This window comes from Methylopila musalis (assembly GCF_042679725.1).
Taxonomy (GTDB): Bacteria; Pseudomonadota; Alphaproteobacteria; order Rhizobiales; family Methylopilaceae; genus Methylopila; species Methylopila musalis.
Genome location: NZ_JBHTMX010000312.1, coordinates 1 through 2,139, shown reverse-complemented (window position 1 = coordinate 2,139; position 2,139 = coordinate 1). Strand labels below are relative to the sequence as shown.

General features: G+C 68.7%; 2 protein-coding genes. Both read left to right on the top strand.

The features are described from left to right. Positions 1–290 precede the first annotated feature (290 nt). Entirely contained in the window at positions 291–830 is a 540-nt protein-coding gene (gene infC, locus ACFQ4O_RS17095; protein WP_378777523.1) for a translation initiation factor IF-3, read from the top strand. 173 nt (positions 831–1,003) lie between these two features. Further along, positions 1,004–1,576 (top strand): ActR/PrrA/RegA family redox response regulator transcription factor, encoded by a 573-nt coding sequence (locus ACFQ4O_RS17090; RefSeq protein WP_378777521.1) that lies wholly within the window; start codon positions 1,004–1,006, stop codon positions 1,574–1,576. Positions 1,577–2,139: the final 563 nt, after the last annotated feature.

Genomic DNA, 2,139 nt, shown 5'->3' with positions numbered 1-2,139 from the left:
CGGGGACGGCGGCGCTTGCGCTCGACGCCGCAGATCGCGCGGCGCTCGCCGCCCGCGCCCGCGCCCGCGCCGTCGCCCGCTTCGGGCTGGAGGCGATGACCGAGGCCACGCTTCTGGCGTATTCCCGCCTGCTCTCGGGTTGGAACCGTTGACTTTCCGCGGGTTTGTCACGATCTTGGGGCCAATCGTCGGCGGGCGTCCCGTCAGCGTCGCCGCCTCGTGCAGTTCACGGGGCTTTCGTCGTTGGACGCCGTCGCCGACCCGTGAAACGTCAAGAGGAGAATGCCGCCATTCGTCGTCCCATGAGGCCTGTCGCGCCGGTCCAGAAGGAAGGACCCCGCGTTAACAAGGAAATCCGCGTCCTCGAGGTTCAGCTCATCGGAGCGGACGGGCAGAATCTCGGACCGACCAAGATCAATGACGCGCTCCAGGCCGCGGAAGATGCGGGGCTCGATCTCGTGGAGATCGCTCCGAACTCGGTCCCGCCTGTCTGCAAGCTGCTCGACTACGGCAAGTTCAAATACGTGTCGCAGAAGAAGGCGGCCGAGGCTCGCAAGAACCAGAAGATCGTCGAAGTCAAAGAGATCAAGATGCGTCCGAACATCGACGATCACGACTACGACGTGAAGATGCGGGCCATGCTCCGCTTCTTCGAGGAAGGCGACAAGGTCAAGGTCACGCTGCGCTTCCGCGGCCGCGAGATGGCGCATCAGGACCTGGGCCTGAAGCTGCTGGTCAAGGTGCGCGAGGAAGTCGCCGAGATCGCCAAGGTCGAGAGCGACCCCTCGCTCGAAGGCCGGCAGATGACCATGGTGCTCGCGCCGCGGTGATCCCGCCGCGGGCGGCCCCGCCCCCGCTCCCTTTTCTGCCGCGCCCCGTCGCCCCTGGCGGCGGGGCGGCCGCGTCGCAGAAGTTGCCTGTTCCGGACTTTGACGGTACTGCTTCGAAACGTCGCGGTTGACGCGGGGCTTCGACGCTGGCTCGCGTGCGTAAGGAGACGTTGATGCAGCCGACCACGGACTCGGCGGCCGCCGGGCCGGAGAGCGTTCCCTCCGGGGACATGACCCTGCTGATCGTCGACGATGACCGCGCCTTCGTGCAGCGTCTCGGACGCGCCATGGAGGCCCGCGGCTACACGGTGACCGTGGCGGAATCGATCCGCGAGGGCCTCGACTGCGTCGAGCGCTCGGCGCCCGCCTTCGCGGTGGTGGACATGCGGCTCGGCGACGGCTCCGGGCTCGACGTGATCTCCGCGCTGAAGTCCCGCCGCGCCGACGCCCGCGGCATCGTGCTCACCGGCTACGGCAACATCGCGACCGCGGTGACCGCGGTGAAGATGGGCGCGGTGGACTATCTGGCGAAGCCCGCCGACGCGGACGAGATCCACAGCGCGCTGACCGCCGGTGAAAGCAAGCCCGAACCGCCCGAGAACCCCATGTCCGCCGACCGGGTCCGCTGGGAGCACATCCAGCGCGTCTACGAGCTCTGCGGCCGCAACGTCTCGGAAACGGCCCGCCGCCTCAACATGCACCGCCGCACCCTGCAGCGCATCCTCGCCAAGCGCGCCCCGCGCTGACGCGCGGGCGTATGGACGGGGGCCAGGTTGTGGACTCGGGCTTCGATGGCCGCCGGGCGTGACGACGCTCGGGGCTGACGCCGGATCAGCATTGAGCGACCGGTCGACGCCCCCCTCACCCGTCATGCCCGAGCGTGTCTCGGGCATCCACGACTTCAGACGCGCTCCGACGCTCAACCCGCAAAATCGTGGATGCCCGCGCGAAGGCGCGGGCATGACGGCGCGGGAGCCAAGGCGCCTCACACGGCGCCCCGCTCCCGCTGGCCGGCTCTTACAGATTCAGGTTCATCGGCAGCGCGCGGCGCGGCGGTGAGCGGCCGGGGGCGTGACGCGACAGCTGGCGCACGCTCGGGGCTGACGCCGGATCAGCATTGAGTGTCCGGCCGACACCCCCTCAACCGTCATGCCCGAGCTTGCCTCGGGCATCCACGACTGCTGACGCGCTCCGACGTTCCCCTCGCAAAGTCGTGGATTGCATGTTTGCGTAGTCCGTCCCTGGTGTTGGGATGGGGGACGCCGGCGGGACATCGAGACGTGGATGGGTCTTGTCGACCGCGGGTATC